The sequence below is a fragment of the Prochlorococcus marinus XMU1419 genome, assembly GCF_017695955.1.
GTDB classification, from domain to species: Bacteria; Cyanobacteriota; Cyanobacteriia; order PCC-6307; family Cyanobiaceae; genus Prochlorococcus_A; species Prochlorococcus_A marinus_AD.
Genome location: NZ_JAAORO010000001.1, coordinates 339,716 through 355,295 on the forward strand (window position 1 = coordinate 339,716; position 15,580 = coordinate 355,295).

Annotated in this window: 16 protein-coding genes; 13 read left to right on the plus strand and 3 right to left on the minus strand. The window is 31.3% G+C overall.

Going from position 1 to position 15,580, the window contains the following annotated elements; all coding sequences use genetic code 11:
- Positions 1-10: 10 nt before the first annotated feature.
- Positions 11-553: a hypothetical protein gene (locus HA151_RS01935; protein WP_209105849.1), complete on the plus strand. Its 543-nt coding sequence runs from the start codon at positions 11-13 to the stop codon at positions 551-553.
- 144 nt (positions 554-697) lie between these two features.
- Positions 698-1,258, plus strand: a complete 561-nt coding sequence (locus HA151_RS01940; protein ID WP_209105850.1) for a hypothetical protein — start codon at positions 698-700, stop codon at positions 1,256-1,258.
- Between the two features lie 22 nt (positions 1,259-1,280).
- On the opposite strand, the gene HA151_RS01945 is transcribed toward HA151_RS01940, so the two are convergent.
- Positions 1,281-2,072, minus strand: a complete 792-nt coding sequence (locus HA151_RS01945; RefSeq protein ID WP_209105851.1) for a hypothetical protein — start codon at positions 2,070-2,072, stop codon at positions 1,281-1,283.
- A 95-nt stretch (positions 2,073-2,167) separates the two neighbouring features.
- A complete protein-coding gene (locus HA151_RS01950; protein WP_209105852.1) occupies positions 2,168-2,614 on the minus strand; it encodes a hypothetical protein in 447 nt (148 codons plus the stop codon).
- A 169-nt stretch (positions 2,615-2,783) separates the two neighbouring features.
- Here HA151_RS01950 and HA151_RS01955 point away from each other — a divergent pair, with 169 nt between their 5' ends.
- The 5 genes from HA151_RS01955 (at position 2,784) to HA151_RS01975 (ending at position 5,913) form a co-directional block, all read left to right on the plus strand.
- Positions 2,784-3,638, plus strand: coding sequence for a PD-(D/E)XK nuclease family protein (locus HA151_RS01955; RefSeq protein ID WP_209105853.1), 855 nt, complete (start codon positions 2,784-2,786; stop codon positions 3,636-3,638).
- 89 nt (positions 3,639-3,727) lie between these two features.
- A complete protein-coding gene (locus tag HA151_RS01960) occupies positions 3,728-4,012 on the plus strand; it encodes a DUF3764 family protein (protein WP_002805225.1) in 285 nt (94 codons plus the stop codon).
- Between the two features lie 2 nt (positions 4,013-4,014).
- A complete protein-coding gene (locus HA151_RS01965) occupies positions 4,015-4,518 on the plus strand; it encodes a ribose ABC transporter ATP-binding protein (protein WP_209105854.1) in 504 nt (167 codons plus the stop codon).
- 167 nt (positions 4,519-4,685) lie between these two features.
- Positions 4,686-4,937 (plus strand): hypothetical protein, encoded by a 252-nt coding sequence (locus HA151_RS09300; protein ID WP_245151546.1) that lies wholly within the window; start codon positions 4,686-4,688, stop codon positions 4,935-4,937.
- A gap of 193 nt (positions 4,938-5,130) precedes the next feature.
- On the plus strand, positions 5,131-5,913 hold the full coding sequence (locus HA151_RS01975) for an SIMPL domain-containing protein (protein ID WP_209105856.1): 783 nt from the start codon (positions 5,131-5,133) through the stop codon (positions 5,911-5,913).
- Between the two features lie 123 nt (positions 5,914-6,036).
- Here HA151_RS01975 and HA151_RS01980 read toward each other — a convergent pair whose 3' ends face one another.
- Complete coding sequence (locus tag HA151_RS01980; RefSeq protein WP_209105857.1) at positions 6,037-6,201, minus strand: hypothetical protein; 165 nt, start codon at positions 6,199-6,201, stop codon at positions 6,037-6,039.
- 316 nt (positions 6,202-6,517) lie between these two features.
- Here HA151_RS01980 and HA151_RS01985 point away from each other — a divergent pair, with 316 nt between their 5' ends.
- From HA151_RS01985 to HA151_RS02010, 6 genes are all read left to right on the plus strand, one after another.
- Positions 6,518-6,934, plus strand: a complete 417-nt coding sequence (locus HA151_RS01985; protein WP_209105858.1) for a very short patch repair endonuclease — start codon at positions 6,518-6,520, stop codon at positions 6,932-6,934.
- A 114-nt stretch (positions 6,935-7,048) separates the two neighbouring features.
- A complete protein-coding gene (dcm, locus tag HA151_RS01990; protein ID WP_348535616.1) occupies positions 7,049-8,098 on the plus strand; it encodes a DNA (cytosine-5-)-methyltransferase in 1,050 nt (349 codons plus the stop codon).
- Positions 8,099-8,190: 92 nt separating this feature from the next.
- Positions 8,191-9,618, plus strand: a complete 1,428-nt coding sequence (locus HA151_RS01995) for an ATP-binding protein (RefSeq protein WP_209105859.1) — start codon at positions 8,191-8,193, stop codon at positions 9,616-9,618.
- A complete protein-coding gene (locus HA151_RS02000) occupies positions 9,615-12,455 on the plus strand; it encodes a Z1 domain-containing protein (protein ID WP_209105860.1) in 2,841 nt (946 codons plus the stop codon). Before HA151_RS01995 ends, HA151_RS02000 begins: the two co-directional genes overlap by 4 nt.
- Positions 12,455-13,435 (plus strand): PD-(D/E)XK motif protein, encoded by a 981-nt coding sequence (locus tag HA151_RS02005; protein ID WP_209105861.1) that lies wholly within the window; start codon positions 12,455-12,457, stop codon positions 13,433-13,435. The genes HA151_RS02000 and HA151_RS02005 overlap by 1 nt, the downstream gene beginning before the upstream one ends.
- On the plus strand, positions 13,435-15,516 hold the full coding sequence (locus HA151_RS02010) for an AIPR family protein (RefSeq protein ID WP_209105862.1): 2,082 nt from the start codon (positions 13,435-13,437) through the stop codon (positions 15,514-15,516). Before HA151_RS02005 ends, HA151_RS02010 begins: the two co-directional genes overlap by 1 nt.
- The last annotated feature ends 64 nt before the right edge of the window (positions 15,517-15,580 follow it).

Here is a 15,580-nt window from a genome sequence, read left to right on the forward strand (position 1 = left end):
TTAAAACATAATGGATTATTCCTTAGAAATAAATAAGAAGAAAAAAGTTTTTGAGGTCACATTAAAATATGCATATGAAAAGTTTATAGAACTTAATGAAGCTAGGGATACAATGTGGGGAGGTGGTATTTATATTGCATCAAGCCACACAATTGAATATGTTTTATGGGAAGTAAATCCTGAGAATGGTTATGATGATTATGATTATGACGATGACGATGACGATGATGATGATATCTTTGACTACTATTTCTACTTGAAAGATCAGTTAAGTTCCCCAGACTCGCTAAAAAAATATTTAGATTGGAGAATTCCAGAGGACCTAGAGAACCTTGGTGATAAATTTTTAGCTCCAAGAGATGATGATGATGATAGGCAATGGCCGATTGGAGGTGAAGGGTTCCCATTTAAATCAATAGAAGATTTCAAAAGACATGTTGATTATGATCAAATTTGTCGAATCGCATATCTTGCATGGGGAGGTTTCTCTAGAGAAAGCTTTGAGAAATATTCTTCTATTGAATTATTAAATTATAAAGATCATTTAAAATAAATATTTTTCAATTTCTGCAAAATTATTGCTAGTTAGTATTGTAATTATTATCAAGTCCAATTATTTTCATAAAAACTTTTTAAAGGGACATTCAAAGAACTTTCTGCTAATTTTCTACTAATACGAGGCTTTTACTTTATTCAGATGTCCAAGGAATACCCCCTTTTATTTCCTGAATTGGTTGAACAGTTCAACTCGTTGGATGATTCAGATGAAGACTACATTGAAGATGAATGGGAGGAAGAAGGTCTGAATTATAAAGTTATCGAGTATCCGTCAAATGATATTTCTCCATACAATGACTTCAGAGTCCTTTGTTATAAAAATAACTTCTATAGATGTTCATTCGATGATCATGCTATTGAAGGATATATGTCCAAAGAATTGTTTGAAAAATATAATGATGATTATTTTGATGAGGAGTACATAGTCTCTGGAGAATGGATAGAGATTAATGAAGATTCAGAAGAAGACCAAGCGCCAGAAGGGTATTATTCCTTCTCAATTCCATCTATTGTGCAACTTCTAGATGGTGGAAAGAAGATCGACAATAGATGTATTAATGAAGATCATGAGATTGATACTGATTGGTTAATTGATACTGATGAAAAGGATTTTAAAAATATAATTTATGGCGTTTATGGATTTGGAAAAGAAGTTTTATTCAATGATGAATTTGTAATTAAAGAGAGATACAACGGTTAAAGATTATTATCCCCTTTTTTGGCTAATTTGAATCTATGCTAAAAGCTTTTAGTACAATCTCATCTGTTAATTTGATACTTTCATTTCCTCCAAGTTTGCAGTCGTTAAGAAAGTAATTCTCAAATCCAATCATTGAAGAATGTAGTAATAACATGTTTATTTTGGTTGATTGCCCTTCGCTAATTGAATTTGTCTGAGCAACATATCCTGCCAAAATTTCCTTCACAAGTTCCTTCCCTTTTGATTCGTACTCGCTAATGCAAGATGCAGTTAATGCGGCGGCACATTCATATTCCCAATCTTCCACTTTTTTAGGATCCCACCAAAACTCATCGGGTTTTGTTTCATAATGTCCATAGGTTCTTTCTTTTGTCTTCTCAACTAAAAAATTAAGCCAATCTTTAGATTCACTTTCAAACCAGTTCTTAGTAAAGTTCTTTAAATTTTCAAGCTTTTCTAAACTTTGCTCCTCCCTAGATTTCTCAGGCATAAAATATGGATCAAAACTTCTAATGTATTTTTTATGTAAACCAAACCATTTATAAATAAATTCATTGCCGTCGTCATAATCAAAATCCAAAGGTAATTTATGAAAAATCATAATAACTGATTCTTCAGACTGATCAGAAATTGTTGGAAAATATTCTCCAATTCTTGACATGTCTAATAATGTTGAGGTGTTTATTTTGTAGCCAAGGTTATCAAGTTTATTTCTTAATCCCATAGAATCAAATAATTCAATACCAAGAGATTGTTCTTCATCAAACTGCCCTTCAAATTCTGAATAAAAACTTTCCCAACTAACAGGCTTCATTTAACTAACCAATTAGAGAAATGATAAGTGTAAAAACTTTTTCTAACAAGAAGTAAATGTTCATTATTTAATAAGCGGTGCAAGTAGTAAAAGTTTTATTTTTTAAAATCAATTTTAAATTGTCCTTCTTGAAAAACATCTTCACCATCACAACTTCTCTCCCAACATTTCCTAAATGATTGGAAGCATAAATTAAAGTCTAGATCTTCCAGAAATTCATCAAAATTTTTATAGAAACAATCCTCAGTGTTGCCTATAAAAAAATAAGGGCCTTCTGGTTCTTCTTCTTCTTCAAATCTAACTTTTAAATAATCTTTTAACCCCTTCTGGGTACTTGTCCATTTATAAATATCTTCTAAAAAATCAAAAAATTCAATAATCCCCTCATCATCTAAATCATCATCATCTGGGCAAATATGATCCCAAACTACAGAGACCGCAGAAATAGTTGCCGATGAACAGCAAGTTGGTCCCTCTTTAATCATCTGATCAAGATAATTTTCTAGAATTATTGAATAAGCTGAGATAGATACAGGTTTCACTTAACTAATTAAAAAGAGATGATAAGTGTAAAAACTTTTTTCTAACAAGAAGTAAATCTTCATTTATTAATTTTGCTGATTAATGATTTTTTTAAGCTAGAAATTTTGTTTTTACTTTTTTGTAAGGATAATCTATATATAAGAAAGATTCTTTCTGAATTAAAAAATCATGATAGATCTGAAAAGAAATAGTAAAAAAGAACCTGTAAAAGCAACTGGATTAAGGACAAGAGCATCTTCATCTTATTCTCCTAATCAGAAAGAAGATTTCAAAATAAGTAGAGGAAGGTTTTCAAATTTTTTAACCTGCAAGAGATGTTTTTACTTGGACCGAGTAAAAGGACTTGACCCGCCAGGAACACCTGGATGGACTTTAAATGAAACTACTGATTTGCTCTTAAAAAAAGAATTTGATTATTGCCGAGAAAGACAAATCCCACATAGATTATTTATCGACAATGATTTAAGTCATCTAGTTCCTTTTGATCATCCTGAGATAGATGATTGGCGTAATTCTCTTCACAAAGGATTGATGCTTCGCCATAAGGATACAAATATCATCTTGACAGGAGGGGTTGATGATATCTGGCAGCATAAGATTACTAAGGAATTAATAGTTGTTGATTACAAGTCACAGGCAAAACTTGGGAGAGTAGATAAACAAGATTATCTTGATGATCCTTATCATGAAGGCTATAAAATCCAGATGGATTTCTATGCCTATCTTCTTAAGGGGATGGGATTTGATGTTCATAAAACATCCTATTTTTTAGTTTGCAATGCAAAAAGAGATGATGAAGAATTTAATAAAAGAATGAATTTTGACGAATATTTAGTCCCTTATAATTGGAATATTGATTGGATTGAGAAAGAAATAGATTCAATGGTTTCTTTGATGAATAATGACCAGATTCCGGAACCAAATCTATCCTGTAAAAATTGTGCTTATTCCGAGCAATATGCCAAGTTAGTTTGTAATCCTGTGAAAGATGATAGTGATGAGATTCAGGGGAATCTGTTTTAGCCAACTTTTTGCCTATGCTTTAGCTGGAATGCGATAATTTTATTGATTGACAGTCGATCTACAATAAGGGGCAATTAGCTCCTTTTTTTATGTCAATTGAAACAACTGTTTTGGATTTCAAATTAAGCAATACTTTTGAGGAATATGAGGCTCATATGAATGCTCCTGAACAACAGGCGATGTTTAAAGAGATGGGAGTAAAAACTTTTTATATTGGCAAATCATTGGAAGACCCCAAAAGAGCGACAGTTATGTTTCAAGGCCCAGTAAATACTTGTTACGACATCTTTGTTAATCCAGAAACTAAACCAATAGTTGAAGCATCGGGTCATATTTATGAAGGGACAATAATTAACCGCTGGATTTCTGAATAATTTTGAAACGACTAATTCTTACTGCAATATCATTTTTATTTCCTTTCTACGCTCAAGCTGGCTTTCCAGAAGGTGAGAATGGTTATGATCTGAAAAAAATTGAAGAGTCTTTTAGATTACCCTGTGATGAAATTGGAAATGATGATTGTATTGCAAGAGCATTGGGTGTCGGTGCCTGTACCTGGGTATTTGGAATAAACAAAGATAAAGAGCCTGCGGAGGCTTTAAAAATTGCAGATAATGTTTTAATTGCTCTTCTGAAAGGAAATAATCTTGATTTAAAATCAATGCTTGAAAAAGATGGATTGATTAAAAATAATATTAAAAAAGAAGCCACTTACAGAATTAACTTCTGCAGTGAAGAGACAAAAAAAGCTATCCCAAAGTTAGTAAAGAAATTGCCTGAGGGTGTTGTATTAGATGAAGAGAGAATAGAGGATTTAACCAGTGTATTTCCTCTTCAATATTTAAGTATGTTTGAGCAATTTAGCAAAACTAAAAAGTGAAACCCTTGGAAGAAAAAACTGATCAACTTACAGAAAAGGAAGCTTTGAGTATTTATGCGAAAATGATGCATACTCTTGATTCGTCTGAGTTTGAATCGTATTTGTCAGAAGATTTCACATACTCTTCACAGAAAGTCTTGACCGATATGAACACAAAAGATGAATTCATGGAATACATCAGACCGAAGCTTGAAACAATAAAAAAAACTAACAGTTCTGTTTATGCCGAATTAGGTGTCTGCCCAGCCTATGGTCATACAGATTGCCTCATCATGGCGCAAGGCGATAAATCTAATCTTCTTGGAGTTGCTTATGCTTCTGTAGATAAAGGAAAAATATCAGGTATTTCCTTGTGTATTGTACCCACTCCTGATTCGGCAGAGCGGAGTGGAATTTATCCTGGACTTCAGTCGAATTGAATAATACAAAAATACTTCTTGCGGACCGTTATTTCATTTGGCAATATTAGTAACCGACTCCAAAATTGGCACATCAACATAAGATGTTTCCCTTAATGGCCAGATAGAACTGAAGGAATAAAAGTCAGGGATTTTCTAATATTTTTCTTTCGGTTCAGCTGTTAAAAAGCTCCTACACACATACTGATAGACAATGAAAATTATTAAGAGACTCAGGTCGCTGCCGGGCGATTCTCTGGGTGTTATACGCCGCACCCCGCCACTTGTTTTCGCAATGGCTGTCTTATCTCTCGGAGGATTTATAGGTGCCTCCACGGTCCTTGTGAGAGGGTTCAGAACGGTTGAAAATACTATCACTGTTACGGGTGCAAGTACAGAGAGTTTTGAGAGTGATATTGCAAAATGGTCAGTCCAAGTAAAGACCTCAGGTAAAACTCAGATTGACTCATTCACCAAGCATAAGCAGTCCATTAATAAGACAATGGAATTCCTTAAAGCCAATGGAATTGAAGACAGTGTAAAGCAGGATGTTTATCTTGGACCTGCGAGTATAAGTGAATATAAAACAAAGCATCCTAAGACTAATGAAATCATTAGAACTGAATGGATTACTTATCAGAATATTGAGATTGAAAGTAGGGATGTTTATAACATCCAGAAGACTCATAGTCAGATTACAGAATTACTTGGGAAAGGGGTAAGGGTGAAACCAAGCCGTCCTGAATTCACTTATTCAAAGCTGGCTGATAAGCGCGTTGACATGCTTGCTAAGGCAGCAAAGGATGCACGAATCAGAGCTGAGGCTATTGCGCTTCAGGCAGGATCTGAAGTGGGTGGTTTGAAGAGAGTTAATACTGGAGTTTTTCAGATAACTGTTCCGAATTCCACCAAGGTAAGCAGTTGGGGTTCTTATGACACCACCACCATCAAGAAAGATATTACTGCCGTTATGGGAGTGACTTTCGCGGTTAAGTGATGACTTAGGGAGTTTTCTTTTTGCCTTTAAGAATCATCAGCAAAGGCAGACCAATAAGCATAAGACTCCCATCAATTAATAAAAAAGTATTCAGATTCATTTATCCATTCCTTCGGGGGTATCCTAATTTAGGGGTATCCCTTTTTTAACTGGGTCCTTTTTCATATCATCCATCTCTTTTCTAATTTTGTTGTAGTATGCCAACTCTTCTGGATCATCAGAACCAAGACCATAATTCATGGTCGCTGCAAGATAAATTCTGTGCATCCGGTATGACGATAGTGGCATTACTCAAGACAATCTCTGTTAAATATATATGAATTTATGGCAAAATGCTGACCTCTGAGATCTTAGTCATACCAGTCAATTGTGCAACCCCCTCATAATACACGGGGGGAAGGGGTAAAAAACAAGAAATTTAGAGGGGACTACTTACTGGATGTGTATACATCATCATTGTAAGTAGGTGCAATAAAGCATAATCAACCACAACTAAAACACCTATATAAGGTACGTGGGTATGTGTGTAAACACATAATGCACGTACTGTATATAGGTACCTATAGGGTGATGGTGATTATATTGTTTAAAACTTATTGGTTAGATGAATAGTGAAGTAATACATAAGGTAAGTGAGCAGAGATCAAGGAATATGTCTGCCATTAAATCAAAGAATACAAAGCCTGAAATCAAGGTAAGAAAAGTTCTTCATTCTATGGGATATAGATTCAGACTTCATTCAAAAGATTTGCCCGGGTCTCCAGATATCGTTCTCCCAAAATATAAAACCGTTATCTTTGTCCACGGATGTTTCTGGCATAGGCATGAGAATTGCAAGTATGCCTCCACTCCAAAAACAAGGCAGGAATTCTGGAACAAAAAATTCACAGAAAATATAAAAAGGGATTCAGAAATTCAGGATAAAATAAAAAATCTTGATTGGAGATCTGTTGTTATCTGGGAATGTGAAACAAAAAATATAGAAAATTTAAGAGATAAAATAATTGATGTTTTTAGTTAATAAATTGGTTGACTTTATAAATCTCGGTGCCATATTAAATAAGAATTTAAGAGAAGAAAGATTCAAGAATCTCAAGATAGCAAATTAAATATTTTACAAAAGCAGTTTGATTTTATCGATCTCTTTGCAGGTATAGGTGGCTTTAGAAAAGGCTTTGAATCAATTGGTGGAAATTGTGTTTTTACGAGTGAGATAGATAAATTTGCTCAAGAAACGTATAAAGCTAATTTTCAGACAGAACATAAATTTGCTGGAGATATTAGAGATGTGGATACAAAATCAATACCAAGTCATGATGTTTTACTTGCGGGATTTCCATGCCAGCCTTTTAGTCTTGCAGGCGTAAGTAAAAAAAATTCACTTGGTAAATCTCATGGCTTTGATTGTCAGATCCAAGGGACTTTATTTTTCGAAATAGCAAGAATTCTCGAGCATCATAGACCCAAAGCATTTCTTTTGGAAAACGTAAAAAATCTCAAAAGTCATGATAAAGGTCAGACCTTTAAAACTATTCTTGACGTATTAAAAAATAAGCTTGGTTATAAAGTTCAATATCGTGTAATCAATGCAAAATCTTTCGTCCCTCAAAATAGACAAAGAATTTATATAGTCGGTTTTAGGGAAGAAAACAATTTTAATTTTGATGATTTAATTATTCCGGATATATCAGATGGTCCCACATTATCTTCGGTACTTCATTCTGAAGATGGATCCGAAACTTTTGAAGAACCATACACTATTCCCCATCTTTCAAAAGTTAATGAAAAATATACCATCACTAATAAATTATGGGACTATCTAAGGATGTATGAAAAAAAGCATAGAGCCAAAGGTAATGGATTTGGTTTTGGCTTATGTAAGCATGAAGATGTTGCTAGAACTTTGTCTGCCAGATACCACAAAGATGGTGCTGAGATATTAATACATCAGGGAGATAAAAAGAATCCAAGAAGACTTACCCCAAGAGAGTGCTCAAGGTTGATGGGTTTTGATAAAACTGGCGAATCAAATTTTATAATTCCAGTCTCTGATTCTCAAGCCTACAGGCAATTTGGTAATTCGGTAGTAGTTCCTGTTATTCAAGAAATTGCTAGAGCTATGAGTGAATATATCTATCAAAAAGATATTTTGAAAGAAAAAATCGTATTACCAATCTGTGCTTAAAAAATAGATTTGTTAGTGGGAGAACAAATAATACAAAATGATTTTTAAAAATAGAGTATATTCTTCAACAGAAAAAAAGTCTTAATTATTTAATGACTAATGCTTCGGAATTAATTGATGCAACACCTTCTGCAGCATTACTTATCGAGAGTATAAGGGATATTGGTTATTCTATTGAAACAGCGATATCAGATTTGATTGATAATTCTATTTCAGCAAACGCAAATAATATTTATATAAATTTGAATGATGATGATGTCGAAAATATTTTTCTTGAGATTGTTGATGATGGTCATGGAATGAATCGTAATGAACTAATAAAAGCAATGACAATAGGAGCAAAAGATCCGCGCATTATTAGGGATAAAGATGATCTAGGTAGATTTGGTTTAGGACTTAAAACAGCATCATTTTCTCAATGCAGAAAACTAACTGTTGAATCAAATTTTAATGATGAAATTAATTCTTTCACATGGGATTTAGATTTAGTAAGAGAAAAAAATAATTGGGTTGTAATAGATAATAAAAAAGATAATTTAGCTCCAGGAACTAAAATTATTTGGGAAAAAATTGATAGAGCAGATTTTAAACTTAGCAAAATTAATACTAATAGTATTCTTAAAAATATTGATAATCATTTAGGTTTGGTTTTTCATAGATTCTTAGAGGGTATAAATTTAAAAAGTGAGAAATTAAAAATTTTTATAAATGGTAGCGAAGTCGAACCAATCAATCCTTTTAATGAAGAAAGTAATGCAACTTTAAAATCTGCTGTAAGTACATTTAAATATAATAATTCTAATATTTATGTACAATATTTCATTCTTCCACACGAAGATATGGTCACAATGGAGGAGTGGAAAAAATTTGAGATGGATGGCGGATATATTAAGAATCAGGGTTGTTATGTATATAGATGTAATAGATTAATTGTTTCTTCTACTTGGTTTGGCATTATGCCGAAATTAGCAACAACCAAACTTTGTCGAGCCAAAATTGATATTGGAAATGATATTGACTCAGATTGGAAGATAGATATAAAAAAAAGTACCGCTTATCCTCCAAAATCAATAAAGAATTTTTTAAGTGAGTTAATAATTAATAATATCGAAAGCAAGGGTAGAAATGTAGTAAATAAAAGAACTCAAGAACTCATAAAAGATAAAGATATGAAGCTTTGGGTTCCCATCAGAACAAAAAGAAAAATTACTTATAAAATAAATAGAAAACATCCCTTAGTAAAAAAACTTTTAAATAATAAAGAAAATTTATTGATCTTAAAACTTCTTGAAAACTCAATTCCTTATCAGGAGATCTATGGAGAGATGTGTGATAATTCAGCAACTGTTATTGGATGGTTAGAGGAAGATAAAAACGTACTAAATGATGTAAAACAACTTATTGAAATTTTTAGATCTGATAATGTTCCAGAAGAAATAATCAAATCTGAAGTTGAATATATTTTAATAAGATCAGGAATTCAGTTTAATGAAGAAAGCTTTTTAGAGATTTTAAAATGAATGAAACTTTTCGATTAATAAAGAATCAGGCTAGAAGCTCAACAAAGAGATTTATAGATGCAAATCATAATATGCCTGAAAATAAAATTAGAAAAAAAATAGATCAACTTGTCGTACAACTTGCAAAAATAAATAGCATTGAATTAACAAATTCAGAAAAGGAAGAAATTATTCAGGCAGTAGCTCTAGAAATTGTTGGGACAATGGAAGATGCAAGTAATATTTTCAATATTGATAAGTTTGACCACTGGTTAGACAATGTTAAATCGGATTTTGATAATAAATACTGGGAAGATTATCATTTTCATTTGTTCCAAAAACCTTATTACACAACTGGGCCAAATGGTACTTTAACCAAAATGGGAAATAGCATTGAATTTATTCTCTCTATGTTGGCTAATCCTAATGGCGAGCCTAGTTCTAGAAAGGGAATGGTTGTTGGTAATGTGCAATCTGGGAAAACATCTCATTATATAGGGCTTATATCAAAAGCTGCAGATGCTGGTTACAAGGTAGTTATTGTTATTACTGGTATGTTAGAGGATCTTAGAAAACAAACTCAAACAAGAACTGAAGAAGGATTTTTAGCTAAGGATGTCCAAACAGGAGAGTCTGTTGGTGTTGGACTTGAAAGATTAAGACTTAGTTCTCAAATGCCTAATTGTGTCACTACTAGAGAAAAAGATTTTACCAAAAGTCTTGCGGTGAGCAGTGGATATACAGTTGAAAGTTTTAAAGAGGCATTTGTATTAGTAATTAAGAAAAATGCTTCAATTTTAAGAAATCTAAATGAGTGGATTGAGGATGATCTCCAAAGAATTGGAAGGACACAAGTAGATACATCTGTTCTAATTATTGATGATGAAGCTGATAATGCATCAATAAATACAAAAGCAAATTCTAGTAAATCCAGAAGAAGGAGAAAGCTTGACGAAGTTGAGGATAATGCAAATTATGAACCTTCTAGAATCAATGGTCAGATAAGAAGCTTGATTAAAAAATTCGAAATTTGTTCTTATGTTGCTTATACTGCTACGCCATTTGCAAATATTTTTATTAGCCCTAAAACAAAAGATGAGATGTACAGAGAGGATTTATTTCCGAGACACTTTGTTCAATATATAAATCCTCCTGATAATTATTTTGGACCATCAAGAATCTTTTTAGATAAGGAATTTCCAAATTTTTTGAAAATTATTCCAGAATCTGAAATCGACGGAACAACTATAAATTCAATTCCGTTGAAACATAAAAAGGATTTTTCAATCGAAAAAATATCGCCAAAATTAGAAGAATCAATTAATAGTTTCTTTATATCTTCTACTGTTAAAAAATTGGAGGGTTTTGAAAAAGATCATACTTCAATGCTTATTAATGCTTCTACATTTACTCTTGTTCAAATTTCTATTAAAAGAGCTACTGATTTCTATGTGAAAAATTTAGCAAAAGCATTAAAGTATCGTCGTAAAGAAGAAATTCAAATATTAAAAACTTTATGGGAAAAAGATTATGTTGATTATCACGATAAATATGAATGGAGTGATATAGAAAATCTTATATATAAAATTGTAGATCTAACAAAAGTAATAGTTATTAACAGATCTAAGGAATCTGAAAAATTAGATTATGAAAATTGGCCTTCTGGTAGAACCCTTATTGTTGTAGGTGGTTTTTCTTTATCTAGAGGATTAACTTTAGAGGGTTTAATTGTTTCCTATTTTGTAAGAAATTCAAAAATGTATGATTCTATTTTGCAAATGGGAAGATGGTTTGGATATAGAGATGGTTATGAAAATCTTTGTAGATTATATTTGCCATCTTTTTCGATAAAAGATTTTGAACATATTTCAGAGTCAGTTGAGGAACTAGCTGAAGATATTCAGTATATGCAAAGTCAGGGAAGAACGCCTTTGGAATTTGCTCTAAGGGTTAGGGCTGATGCATATGATAAAAAACTAAAGATCACCTCAAGAAATAAGATGGGTGCAGGGGAAAAGCGATTGAGGTCTTTTTCTTATAGTGGCAAATTAGTTCAAAACTATGCTTTTGACAGGGATACTATTTCTCATAATTGGAATGTTGTTGAAAGTTCAATTTTAGAAATTATCAAATCCGAATCAAATCAATTTTCGAGAAAGAAAAATCAATATGTTTTGTTCAAAAATATTCCAGGTCAATTTATTTCTTCGCTAACAGAGGAATATAAATTTTCTGATGATAATTCGACAATAAATAAGCAAACTTTGCTTAGTTATATCAAAAAAAGACTTTCATTTGAATTGAATAATTGGGATATAATAATAGATTCAAATTTATTAGATAATAAAAAAGAAACTATTGATTTCGCAGGAATTTCAATTGCCCCTGTGGGAAGAAGTGTTTCTGTTTATGTTGGTAATAAATACGAAAATCTTGAGTTTGATTTGGAGAAGTTAGTTTATTTATCACCGCCGAGGAGTCGTAATATTTGCACTCCTGATATCTCCTTAATTTCATATGAAGACATCCAAATTAATGAGGCTGAAGATATAAAGAAGGAGCAGAAGAAAAGAATTAGAACAATAAATTTATTGGCAAATATACATAAGAAACCTGCTTTAATAATTACTCTCTGTAAGCCTACTTATAAAGAGGAATATTTGCTAAATAAAGATGATGAAGATAAAAAAAATCAAGTCCAAAAATTAATATCTGAAATGCCATATGTTGCAAGTTTAAGTTACTTATTTCCGCGTTCCGATGTTGCAGAAGAATTAATTGAAGTCTTTGTAAATGCGGATGTTGATGATTTATATGGAGAAGATCTTGATTATGAAGATTATTATGGTGATGATTAATGATTAATTTTTGGCAAGGCTTATGGGATCAAAAAGTTCCCAAAGGTGATCTCAAATATGCCTCTATTTCATTAGCTCTAAATTCTCCTTGGATGATAAAGGCTACTAAAGATGATAAGGGGAGAATAGGATTTCAATTAATTGCAGAAAAAACTAAAATGAATGATCAGATATATAAACGTAAGTTATTGAAAACTTCTCAAGTTTCTGTAACCTTTGTAGATAAAAAAACTCTATATATAAGATTGGAAGATATAGACGCAAAAGAAGAATTTAATGAATACGCAGAGAGCATAATAATCAAAGCAGCACAGGCATCATCAGAAATTGAAATGATAGAAATTGCTATTTCTAAATCCTTAAAATGGTTTAATTTTTTAAAGCCTATTAATGAAAGAAAATTAAAACCATTTCAGCAACAGGGACTAATAGCAGAACTATTATTTCTAAAAAAAATCGTCAATAAAATTGGTTTATCTGATGCGCTTAATTCTTGGTGTGGTCAAGAAAGTTTTGACAAAGATTTTATTTTAGGAAAATTAGGTGTAGAAATTAAAGCTAAACAATCCGGAAAAATAAAAGTAACAATTTCATCATCATCTCAACTAGATTTACAAGGTCTTGAAAAGCTTATATTGAACGTTTATAGCATTAATAGTGCATCCTCACTCGATAAAAATGCTTTTAATCTTGATCAACTAGTTTCTGAGATTTATGAGTTATTTTCTTCAGAAATAAATTTAAAGTACTTGTTCCAGGATAAATTAGATGAGGCTAATTATGACTTTGACCATGACTATTCTGATAGGTTTTGGATAGATTTAGAAGAAAATCAATTTTATAACGTCACAGAAAAATTCCCATCAATTACATCAGAAAATATTAATGTAAAATCAATTTCTAATGTTTCTTATGATATCAATTTAAATACAATTAAAGAATTTAAAATAACTGCAGAGGAATTTGAAAAATTAATATAATGGAAGATTTCTTAGTTGATTTAAATAATGAAATTTATTTACAGTCAGCTTCTAATGGTGAGACTACTCAAGATACATTTTTTGAAATTATTTCAGAATTATTAATTGATGATGGTGTATGTAAAGAGGCTCAAATAGTAAATGATTGGAATAATGATAAAACTGGAATTCAGATTAATGGTTATGGAGGAGATCCATTCAATGACGAAAATGTACTAACAATTTTTTTGGTAACTTTCAGTGCAAGTAATGAAATAGTTGGCATAAATATGGCGGAATTGTCATCCCTCATTAAAAGAGGTGCAAACTATATTAATAAAATTAGAAATAATGAATTTGTATCTTCTCTTGAAAAGACATCAAGTATGTTTTTAGTATCCCAATTCTTATCAAGAAGAATTACTGATGTTGAAAAATTTAGATTTGTAGTATTAACAAATAAATTATTAAAAGTTAGATCAGAACAAATTGATACACCTACTATAAATGATAAAAATTCTGAAGCTGAAATTTGGGATTTAGATAGGATAAAAAGACTTTATGAGGGAAAAAATACACAAGAAGATATAGTTATAGATCTAAAAAATGACTTAAAAGAGTGCATTCCTGTCCTCAGAGCTGATCTTTCATCTGTAAATTATCTATCTTATCTTGCTGTAATAAGTGGCGATTTATTAGCAAGGATATATGAGCAATGGGGTAATAGATTATTAGAAAGAAATGTCAGAGTTTTTTTACAGGCTAGGGGAAAAGTTAATAAAGATATAAGAGATACTATTGAAAACCGGCCACAAATGTTTTTTGCTTTCAATAATGGGATAACTGCTACAGCTGATGAAGTAAAGTTGGAGACTCTAAATAATGCAAGAGTAATAACTGAAATTAAAAATTTGCAAATAGTTAATGGAGGACAAACTACTTCTTCAATTTATGCAGCCTTTAAAAAAGATGGTGTATCGCTTAAAGAAGTTTTTGTTCAAATGAAGTTGTCAGAAATAAAAGAGAAATCAATGGCTGATGAGATTGTTCCTGAAATTTCAAGATGTGCGAATAGTCAAAATAAGGTTAAGTCTCCAGATTTTTCTTCAACACATCCTTTTCATAGGCAAATTGAAAAACTATCTAGGAGAATATATGCGCCAACAACCAATAATCAAATAAAACCAAGTAAATGGTTTTATGAAAGAACTAGGGGACAATACTTGGATAATAAAAGTAAATTTAAAGGTGCTGAAAAAAAGAGATTTGAGAATGAATATCCTAAAGATCAATATTTCCTTAAAACAGATTTAGCTAGATATATCAATGCATGGGATCAGATTCCCACAATTGTAAGTAAAGGTCCAGAGAAGAATTTTACATATTTTACCGGTTTAATTGAAAAAAATTGGGAGAAGAATTCTGACAAATATAACGACTTTTATTTTAAGAATCTCATTGGTAAGGCTATTTTATGGAATAAAATTAAGAAATTGGCTTCCAAGAAAAATGGCATCCTAAATTATGGAACAAATGTCACAATTTATGCAATTTCGAAGATTTCGTATGATATCCCACAGAGACTAGAATTTGATTTTGTAAAGGTTTGGAATAGTCAGTCAATAAGACCAGATTTTGAAAATTGTTTATTAGATTTAGTTCAATTTCTTTATCAAATTATTAATAATCCACCTCCAGATCAAAATTCAATTCCATCAGAATTTGCAAAAGCTCAAAAATGTTGGGAAATAATTAAAGAATCAAAATTTCCTTGGAACAAATCTATTGAATATTATTTAATATCGAAAGAAGCATTGAAGAAGGAAGAAAGTTCTTCAAAAAAAGTTAAAAAATTAACAAATGATTTGGAACTGGAAATATTAGTAGCCAAAAAAAATGGCACGTTTTGGAGATCTTTAGATGATTGGATTTTCGCGAACTCTAGTATGATCAAAATAACAGGAACTGAAGCAAAATTATTGAAAGATTCTAGAGGTATACATAAAACTTTTTTCCCGAATACTTTTGAGTGTAAGCGATTAATTAATCTATATCAAAGAGCTAAGGAAATAGGTTTTCCTGGAGAATTTGATTTGAATTAGGAAAAATTAATTTTAAAAAATTTATTAAAAAAGTTCCTTTAACTTTTATACGTTGTATCCCTAG

Excerpts from the sequence above, each read along its gene's own strand:
- HA151_RS01955 (WP_209105853.1), top strand. The coding sequence starts at position 2,784 with ATGATAGATCTGAAAAGAAATAGTAAAAAAGAACCTGTAAAAGCAACT.
- HA151_RS01995 (WP_209105859.1), top strand. The coding sequence starts at position 8,191 with ATGACTAATGCTTCGGAATTAATTGATGCAACACCTTCTGCAGCATTA.
- HA151_RS01980 (WP_209105857.1), bottom strand. The coding sequence starts at position 6,201 with ATGCCACTATCGTCATACCGGATGCACAGAATTTATCTTGCAGCGACC.
- HA151_RS01975 (WP_209105856.1), top strand. The coding sequence starts at position 5,131 with ATGAAAATTATTAAGAGACTCAGGTCGCTGCCGGGCGATTCTCTGGGT.
- HA151_RS01940 (WP_209105850.1), top strand. The coding sequence starts at position 698 with ATGTCCAAGGAATACCCCCTTTTATTTCCTGAATTGGTTGAACAGTTC.
- HA151_RS01960 (WP_002805225.1), top strand. The coding sequence starts at position 3,728 with ATGTCAATTGAAACAACTGTTTTGGATTTCAAATTAAGCAATACTTTT.
- HA151_RS01985 (WP_209105858.1), top strand. The coding sequence starts at position 6,518 with ATGAATAGTGAAGTAATACATAAGGTAAGTGAGCAGAGATCAAGGAAT.
- HA151_RS09300 (WP_245151546.1), top strand. The coding sequence starts at position 4,686 with ATGGAATACATCAGACCGAAGCTTGAAACAATAAAAAAAACTAACAGT.
- HA151_RS02005 (WP_209105861.1), top strand. The coding sequence starts at position 12,455 with ATGATTAATTTTTGGCAAGGCTTATGGGATCAAAAAGTTCCCAAAGGT.
- HA151_RS01945 (WP_209105851.1), bottom strand. The coding sequence starts at position 2,072 with ATGAAGCCTGTTAGTTGGGAAAGTTTTTATTCAGAATTTGAAGGGCAG.
- HA151_RS01935 (WP_209105849.1), top strand. The coding sequence starts at position 11 with ATGGATTATTCCTTAGAAATAAATAAGAAGAAAAAAGTTTTTGAGGTC.
- HA151_RS02010 (WP_209105862.1), top strand. The coding sequence starts at position 13,435 with ATGGAAGATTTCTTAGTTGATTTAAATAATGAAATTTATTTACAGTCA.
- HA151_RS02000 (WP_209105860.1), top strand. The coding sequence starts at position 9,615 with ATGAATGAAACTTTTCGATTAATAAAGAATCAGGCTAGAAGCTCAACA.